An 8,103-nucleotide genomic window follows, 5' to 3' on the forward strand; every position below is an offset into this window, starting at 1 on the left:
CATCGTGACGCGCAGGGCGTCGCGGGTGAAACGCTCCTCGGAGACAGGGTCGGTGGCGAACGGGTGGACCAGCGTCCGCACGAGCGTCGCCACCCCGGGGCTGGAGTGTGCTTGGGCGTCCAGCCCGGCCAGCAGGGCCGCGCGGTCGTGCGGGTCGGCGTCGGGACCGCCGCTGTCACGGTCATCGCCGAACGCGACGGACCCGATGACCTGGTTGAACATCACCGCATAGGCGAATCCGGCGCGGTCCCCGAACCCTGCTCGGGCCAGGGCCGCCATGCCTGCGTCCGCGATGGGGGCGGTCTCGGAAAGGGCCGGGCCGCGCATCATGAACCAGCGCGCCACGCCGGGATAGCCACGCAAGGTGTCCCGGACGCCCAGCAGGGTCTCCTCGAACCACACCCGCCAGTCCAGATCGGGATCCACGAGGGGAAACTGCACCGTCAGCCCGCCGATGACCCGCCGCACGACCGCGGCACGGTCCCCCACGTGGTGGTAGATCGACGACGGCGCGACCCCCAGCCGCGCGGACAGGTCACGAATGGACCAGCCATCCAAGCCCACCTCGCGGGTGAGTTCGGTCGCCGCGTCGATAACGCGCTCGGGCGTAAGCCCCTTGTGCCCTGAGCCGATGCGCGCCATCCCTCCACTCTCGCACGCTCACGGCCCTCACGGACGCCTCCCACACCACGGGCGAGGGCCCTCAGGCCGCTAGGCTGCCCACGAGCACCGGCAGCGGCGCCGGGGCTCTCGACGTCGGGAGACCACCATGGCGGGACGACTCACGGCACGCGCCTTCCTCGACGCCGTCCTGGATCCCGGCAGTTGGGTGAGCTGGGACGCCCCCATCCGGTTCCGCGCGGAGGCTGCGCGGGAGTATCGCGAGGCACTCGCGCGGGCCCGCTCCGAGACGGGCGAGGACGAGGCGGTGATCACCGGGCAGGGCCGGATCGGCGGGCACCCGGTGGCGCTGATCGTCAGCGAGTTCGGCTTCCTGGGCGGCTCGATCGGGGTGGACGCCGCTGATCGGGTCGAGGCGGCGATCCGGCGGGCCACGCACGAGCGGCTGCCCTTGCTGGCCGCCCCGGCGTCCGGGGGCACGCGCATGCAGGAAGGCACCCTCGCGTTCGTGCAGATGGTCCGGATCACGGCGGCGATCGTCGATCACAAGGAGTGGGGAGTCCCCTACCTCGTCTACGCCCGGCATCCGACGACGGGCGGGGTGTTCGCCTCCTGGGCGTCCCTGGGGCACGTGACCATCGGCGAGCCCGGCGCGCTGCTGGGGTTCCTGGGGCCCGGGGTCTACCAAGCGTTGCACGGGGTCGCGTTCCCGCCCGGCATCCAGCGCGCCGAGAACCTGCTGCGCCACGGGCTGATCGACGACGTCGTCGCCCCCGACGCGTTGGCCGCGCACCTGGCGGGCATCCTCGACATCCTGGCGACCCCCGCCGGTGCAAGCTCGGCGTCGGAGCCCCACGGGCGTCTGCTGCCCGATGCCGCGCCCATGCGCCCCGTCGGGGACGCCTGGGACTCGGTGCTGCGCACCCGCGAGCCGGGACGCTTCGGCCTGGAGTCGCTGATCGCCAAGGCCGCCACCGGGTTCGTCCCCTTGCTGGGCACCGTCGTGGACGCCCGGCATTCCGGCCTGGTGGTGGCGCTGGCCCGCCTCGGCGGCATGTCGTGCGTCATCGTCGGGCAGGAACGCGACTCCCAGCGCGAGCACACCCCGCTGGGGCCCGACGAACTGCGCGCCGCCCGGCGCGGCTTCCGGCTGGCGGGTGAGCTGTCGCTGCCGCTGATCACGGTCATCGACACCCCGGGCGCGATCCTGTCCGCCGAGGCCGAGGAGGGTGGGCTGGGCGCCGAGATTGCCCGCTGCCTGGCCGACCTGCTGGCCTCCCCCGCCCCGCTGGTGTCGCTGTTGCTGGGCGAGGGCACCGGCGGTGGGGCGCTGGCGCTGCTGCCCGCCGACCGCGTCCTGGCCACCGAGCACGCCTGGCTCGCTCCCCTGCCACCCGAAGGCGCGAGCGCGATCACCCACCACGGCGACACCTCGTTCGCGGCCACCTCGGCGAACGCCCAGGGCATCACCGCATGGGACCTGCGCGACGCCGGGATCGTGGACGCGATCATCCCCGATGACCCCGATCACGACCGGTTCGCCGCCACCCTCGCGGCGGCGCTGGCCGACCAGGCGGCGCAGGCGTCCGCCGTGGCACCACGCGAGCGCATCGCCCAGCGACCTCGCCGCTACGGCCACTCTCGCTGAGGATTCGTTCCACTCCAAGGGGCCGATGCCGGTGGCGGGCCCAGCAGTCGCCCGTCCGTCGACGGGGCCCCGACGCCACACCAGCCACCTCGCAGAGCCGCAGCGCCGCGCGAAAAGACCTTATTTGACGAGCATGTAACAGCTTCTCGCGAGGGGGTTGGCGTGCAAACGTTTGCATGTCAGAGTCCGCCGAAAGTGACCCGCAGCGAAGCGGGTCGAACCTGGCAGAGGGGGACACCATGGGCACACTGGATTGGGTGGTCATCGCCGGATACTTCCTGGTGATGGTCTGGATCGGCTGGTGGTCGAAGCGGCGTATCAAGAACGCGTCCGACTTCTTCGTGGCGGGCGGCAAGGTGCCCTGGTGGCTGGTGGGCATCTCCCACCACATGTCCGGCTACTCGGCGGCCGTCTTCGTCGGCTACGCCGCGCTGGCCTACACCACCGGCTTCGCCGTCTACGTGTGGTGGGCGCTGTCGATCACGGCGGCCTGCGTCATCGGCACCATCTTCTTCGCCCCCCGCTGGCCGCGCCTGCGGCAGCGGCTGGGCATCATCTCGCCGCTGGAGTACCTGGCGACCCGCTTCAACGTGGCCACCGAGCAGTTGCTCGCCTGGTCCGGCGCGCTGCTGAAGATCTTCGACGTGGCCGCCAAGTGGACCGCCTCGGCGATCCTGCTCAACGTGTTCGCGGGCGTCCCGATGGTGTGGGGCATCCTGCTGGTCGGCGGCGTCACCATGTTCTACTCCACCATCGGCGGCATCTGGGCCGACGTCCTGACCGACTTCGGGCAGTTCGTCATCCAGTTCGTCGCGGCGATCGCCCTGGCCATCGCCGTCATGATGCGCCTCGACGGCATCGCCACCCCGATCACCATGTGGCAGCAACTCCCACCCGACCATGCGCTGCCGTTCAACGGGACGCTGACGCTGGGCTTCTTCACCGCCTACATCGTCATCGCGACGCTGTCCTACAACGGCGGCACCTGGAACCTGGCCATGCGGATGATCGCCACCGAGAACGGCCGCGCCGCACAGCGCTCCCTGATCCTGTCCGGGGCCCTGTACCTGATCTGGCCCCTGGTGCTGTTCTTCCCGATGTGGGCCGCGCCGCTGATCCTGCCGGATCTCGCCCAGCCCGATCAGTCCTACGCGCTGCTGGCGACTCAGTTGCTGCCCCAGGGCCTCATCGGCCTGGTGCTGGCCGGCATGTTCGCCCACACCATGGCCATGACCTCGTCGGACTCCAACGCCATCGCGTCGGTCGTGGTCCGCGACATCATCCCGCAATTCCGCAAGGGCAAGTCGTTCCTGCCGGAGAAGAGCGAACTGTTCTTCAGCCGCCTGATCACGTTCTTGTTCATCACCTTCTCGATGATCATCGCGCTGACCTCGGACAGCTTCGGCGGCGTCCTGGGACTGCTCATCTTGTGGTTCGGCGCCCTGGTGGGCCCGGTCGCGGTGCCGATGCTGTTCGGCATGCTGCCCGCATTCCGTCGCTCCGGCTCCTCCGCGGCGCTCATCTCCACCGCGGGCGGCCTGCTCATGTTCGCGCTGAACCGCTGGGCGATCGCCGACTGGGTCAAGACGCTCGGCGACAACTCCCAGGCGTGGACCGTCGCGACACCGGTGCTGGTCTCCATCGTCCTGTTCGTCGGGATCGGCTTCCTCAAGCCGGAGAACACCCCGGAGACGGACGCGCTGATCGACTCGCTGTCCACCGATCTGCCCGAGGACGCCGACGCCGAGGGTGCGGCGGCATGACGCAGCAGCATCGTTGGGCCTCTCACCTGGTGGAGGACGTCCTCCCCTGGTGGGAGGCCCACGGGGCCGACGACGCGCGCGGCGGCGTCCGGACCGGCTTCGACAACGACGGCGTCCTCGTCTCCTCCGATCGATTCACCTGGTCACAGGGACGCTGGGCGTGGCTGGCCGGGGAACTGGCCGACGAGGCGGACGCCGGCCGCCTCCCCGTGGACGCCGCCACCTGGCGGCGCCGCTGCCTCGACACGTGCGCCCGGATGATCGCCGAAGCGGTGCGTCCCGACGGGCGCACCCACTTCCGGGTCACCGAGACGGGCGAGCCCGTGACCGACGCCGCCGGGGAAAGCGCCACCAGCGTGTTCGCCGACCTGTTCGTCGTGCTGGGACTCTCCGCGGGCCTGCGGCAGCTTCCGGCGGGCGATCCCCGCCGCGGGGCCTGGCTGGCTGCGGCGACCCGCATCCTGACGACGGCCCGCGACGCGCTCGCCGCTCGCACGGCCGTCAGCGAGCCCTACCCGGTTCCCGAGGGGTTCACCGACCTGGCCGGGCCGATGACGCTGCTGCACGTCTCCGCCGAACTGCTCCGCACCCCCGAGCACCCGCCGATGGCCCGCGAGGTCCGCGACGGGGCGGGGGGCCAGGTGGAGCGGGTGCATCTGGTCGACGGGTTGTGGCGGGAGTTCGCCCCGCTGCGCGACGGGCTCGACGACACGCTCCTGGCCCGGCACGTCACTCCCGGTCACCTCCTGGAGTTGTTGTGGATGATCGAGCACGCGAGCGAACAGGATCCGGGCTTCGGCGTCCTGACCGCGCGGGCCCGCCTCGCCTACGCCGAGCGGGCGGCCAGCCTCGGCTGGGACGCCGACCTGGGCGGGGTGCTGCGCTACGTCGACCGCGACGGCGGCGTCCCGCACGGCCGAACCGTCGCGGGCTCGCCGTATGAGGCGCTGGTGCGCGACACGTGGGACACCAAACTGTGGTGGGTCCACGCCGAGGCGCTGTACGCGCTCACCCGCTACGCACCCCACAGCCCGGCGCTCGCGGACGCGGCGGCTCGCGTCCAGGAGTGGACGATGCGCGTCTTCCCCGAACCGGGCGGCGAGTGGCTGCAGATCTGCGACCGGGCAGGCGTCCCGCTCAACCGTGTCGTGGCGCTGCCGGTGAAAGATCCGTTCCACATCGCCCGCGCCCTCATCTTCATGAACCGGCTCACGGCCTGAGCCTGCACCCACGAAAGGAAAACCCATGAGCACGCATCCCCTGGACGTCACCGTCCACCCGTCGCTGGAGGATCTCGGCGAGGTGACCGCCGCGAGAGCTGCCGCGGCCATCAACGCCGCGATCGCCGACCACGGCTCCGCCCGCGTCATGCTGGCGGCCGCGCCCAGCCAGACGCCGACGCTGACCGCCTTGGCGCGAGCAGACGTCGACTTCGACCGCGTGACGTTCTTCCACATGGACGACTACCTGGGCTTGGCCCCCGACGCCCCGCAGGGGTTCGGGAACTGGCTGGTGTCGCACTTCTTCGACCTGGCCCCCGGGACGCCCACCTTCCACCGGCTCGACCCCGGCGCACCGGGTGAGCAGGCGGCATCGGACTACGCGGCCCTGATGGGCGAGGAGCCCTTCGACGTCACCTTGTGCGGCCTGGGCGTCAACGCGCACCTGGCGTTCAACGATCCGCCCGCGGACTTCGCCGAACCGCGAGCCGTCCGGGTGGTCGACCTCACGGTCGCCTCCCGGCAGCAGCAGGTTGACGAGGGGCATTTCCCCAGCCTGGATGCGGTGCCCGAGCATGCGCTGACCGTCACGATCCCGCGGCTGCTGAACGCGTCGGTGGTGATCTGCTCGGTGCTGGGGGCGGCCAAGAAGGACGCCGTCGCGGCCACGATCGCCTCCGATCCCACCCCGGACATCCCGGGGACGGCGCTGAAGCTGCACCCGGCCGCCGAACTGCACGTCGACCGTGAGGCGGCTGGCGCATGAGCGATCTCGGACGGGAGTACTTCGCGGCCACCACCGGCCTGATGCAGCAGATCCTCGACACCGAGCCGGACGCCGTCGCGGCCGTCGCCGACACCCTGGCCGACCAGATCGAGGCCGACCGGCTCGTACACGTGTACGGCCCCGGCGGGCACTCCAACCTGGCCAGCCAGGAGGTGTTCTTCCGGGCCGGGGGCCTGATGCACGTCTCGGCGATCCTCGACGAGGGCACCCTGCTCTCCTCGGGGGCGCTGCGGTCCATGGCGATCGAACGCACCCCCGGGTACGGCCGCATCGTGATCGACGACGCCTCCCTGGGTGCCGACGACGTGTTGATCCTGGTCAATGCCTACGGGATCAACGCCGCCCTGATCGACGCCGCGCTGCGGGCTCGCGAGCTGGGCGTGACGACCATCGGGGTGTCGTCCCGGGAGCACGCCGATGCCACCGCGCCCGATCATCCCGCGCGGCACCCCTCGGGCAAGAACCTGCACGAGGTGGTCGACCTGCACGTGAACACCCACGTGCCCATCGGGGACGCCCTGATCCAGGTGGAGGGTGCGCTGGAGAAGTCGGGCGCCAGTTCGACGTTCGCCAACTCGTTCACCCTGAACTGGATCATGCTGGAGACCCTGCAGCGGCTGGCGGACCGCGGCGTCGAGGTGCCGATGTGGCGCAGCGGCAACGCGCCGGGCGGCGATGAGGCCAATCAGCGCTTCATCGCCCGGTTCAAGGGGCGGGTCCGGTGTCTGTGATCGAGGGGCGGGATCCGGCCACCGGGCAGGTCCTGCGCGCCGAGGTGGACGGCGAGCGCATCATCGCCGTCCACCGGCTCGCCGCCCGCGATCCCGGCCTGCCGTGGCTGATCCCGGGGCTGATCGACCTGCAGGTCAACGGCTATGGCGGCTTCGACGTCAACGGCGCCGAAGCCTCCCCGGACGCGGTGGCGAGTATCACGCACATCCTCGCCGGGCGCGGGGTCACCAGCTGGGTACCGACGATCATCACCGGCACCGAAGAGGCGATCACGGCGTCCCTGCGGGCCGTCGCGGACGCCCGGCGCGCCGACCCGGTCGTCGCCGCGGCGATCCCGTTCGCGCACGTCGAGGGACCCTTCCTTTCTGGGGAGGACGGGCCGCGCGGAGCGCACGACCTGGCGCAGATCCGCCCGGTGGACGCCGCCGAGGTGGCCCGCTGGGCCGGCCACGGCCCGCTGGGCTACGTGACCGTCTCCCCGCACACCGAGGGGGCACCCGCGCAGATCGCGGCCATCGTGGCGTCCGGCGTGCGGGTCGCGCTCGGCCACACCCACGCCAGCCCGGGGCAACTCCAGGCGGCCGCCGACGCGGGCGCGACCCTGTCCACGCACCTGGGCAACGGCATCTTCGCGACGCTGCCCCGGCACCCGAACCCGATCTGGACGCAACTGGCCGACGACCGGCTCACCGCCGGGCTGATCGGCGACGGTCACCACCTGCCCGCCGACACGCTGACGGCGATGGCGCGAGCGAAGGGCCCGGGCCGCTCGTTCCTGGCCTCGGACTCGGTCGCCCTGGCCGGGTCCGCCCCGGGCCGCTACCACCAGCCGGTCGGCGGCGACGTCGAACTCCACCCGGACGGCCGCCTCACGATGGCGGACAGCCCGCTGCTGGCCGGGTCGGGGGTCAACCTCGCCGAGGTCGTCGCGTTCGTGCTCACCCACACCCCGCTCGGGCTGCCGACGGTGGTGGAGATGGCGTGCGCGACACCCGCCCGGATCATCGGGGACGCCCGCATCGGACGCGTCCAGGCGGGAGCGCGGGCTGATCTGGTGCTGCTGGATGAGCAGGGCCGCGTCGTCGACGTGCTGCGGCAGGGGGCGCGGCCGTGAGCGTCCGCGTCGGTGCTGCCGTGGCCGAGGTGCCGGTCCCGGCCGGGACGCCGCTGGGCGGCTTCGCCGGGCGGCTGTCGGCCAGCACCGGCGTGCACGATCCCACCACGGTCCGCGCCCTGGTGATCGACGGCGTCGGCGTCGTGTCGGTGGACGTCTGCGTCCTGCACGAGGACACCTGCGCGGCGATCCGGGAGGCATCCGGGCTGGCGGACGTC

7 protein-coding genes and 1 pseudogene are annotated in these 8,103 nt (G+C 71.9%); 7 read left to right on the plus strand and 1 reads right to left on the minus strand.

Annotated elements, in window-relative coordinates:
* On the minus strand, positions 1-642 hold a 642-nt coding region (locus V7E09_RS13080), incomplete at its 3' end, for a TetR/AcrR family transcriptional regulator (protein ID WP_324523508.1).
* Positions 643-769: 127 nt separating this feature from the next.
* Here V7E09_RS13080 and V7E09_RS13085 point away from each other — a divergent pair.
* The 7 genes and pseudogenes from V7E09_RS13085 to V7E09_RS13115 form a co-directional block, all read left to right on the plus strand.
* Positions 770-2,269 carry a carboxyl transferase domain-containing protein gene (locus tag V7E09_RS13085; RefSeq protein ID WP_324523509.1) on the plus strand — a complete coding sequence of 500 codons (1,500 nt, stop codon included), beginning with the start codon at positions 770-772 and terminating at the stop codon, positions 2,267-2,269.
* 239 nt (positions 2,270-2,508) lie between these two features.
* Positions 2,509-4,032: a sodium:solute symporter family protein gene (locus V7E09_RS13090; protein WP_324512423.1), complete on the plus strand. Its 1,524-nt coding sequence runs from the start codon at positions 2,509-2,511 to the stop codon at positions 4,030-4,032.
* Complete coding sequence (locus tag V7E09_RS13095) at positions 4,029-5,252, plus strand: AGE family epimerase/isomerase (RefSeq protein WP_324523510.1); 1,224 nt, start codon at positions 4,029-4,031, stop codon at positions 5,250-5,252. Before V7E09_RS13090 ends, V7E09_RS13095 begins: the two co-directional genes overlap by 4 nt.
* Before the next feature lie 25 nt (positions 5,253-5,277).
* Positions 5,278-6,018 carry a 6-phosphogluconolactonase gene (locus V7E09_RS13100; RefSeq protein WP_129459239.1) on the plus strand — a complete coding sequence of 247 codons (741 nt, stop codon included), beginning with the start codon at positions 5,278-5,280 and terminating at the stop codon, positions 6,016-6,018.
* Positions 6,015-6,770: a sugar isomerase domain-containing protein gene (locus V7E09_RS13105; RefSeq protein ID WP_129459238.1), complete on the plus strand. Its 756-nt coding sequence runs from the start codon at positions 6,015-6,017 to the stop codon at positions 6,768-6,770. The genes V7E09_RS13100 and V7E09_RS13105 overlap by 4 nt, the downstream gene beginning before the upstream one ends.
* Positions 6,761-7,885, plus strand: a complete 1,125-nt coding sequence (locus V7E09_RS13110; RefSeq protein ID WP_324510720.1) for an N-acetylglucosamine-6-phosphate deacetylase — start codon at positions 6,761-6,763, stop codon at positions 7,883-7,885. Before V7E09_RS13105 ends, V7E09_RS13110 begins: the two co-directional genes overlap by 10 nt.
* A pseudogene (locus V7E09_RS13115) lies at positions 7,882-8,103 on the plus strand (alkaline ceramidase); the annotation flags it as partial. The gene V7E09_RS13110 and the pseudogene V7E09_RS13115, both read left to right, overlap by 4 nt.

The sequence above is a fragment of the Propioniciclava sp. genome (assembly GCF_036744435.1).
Taxonomy (GTDB): domain Bacteria; phylum Actinomycetota; class Actinomycetes; order Propionibacteriales; family Propionibacteriaceae; genus Propioniciclava.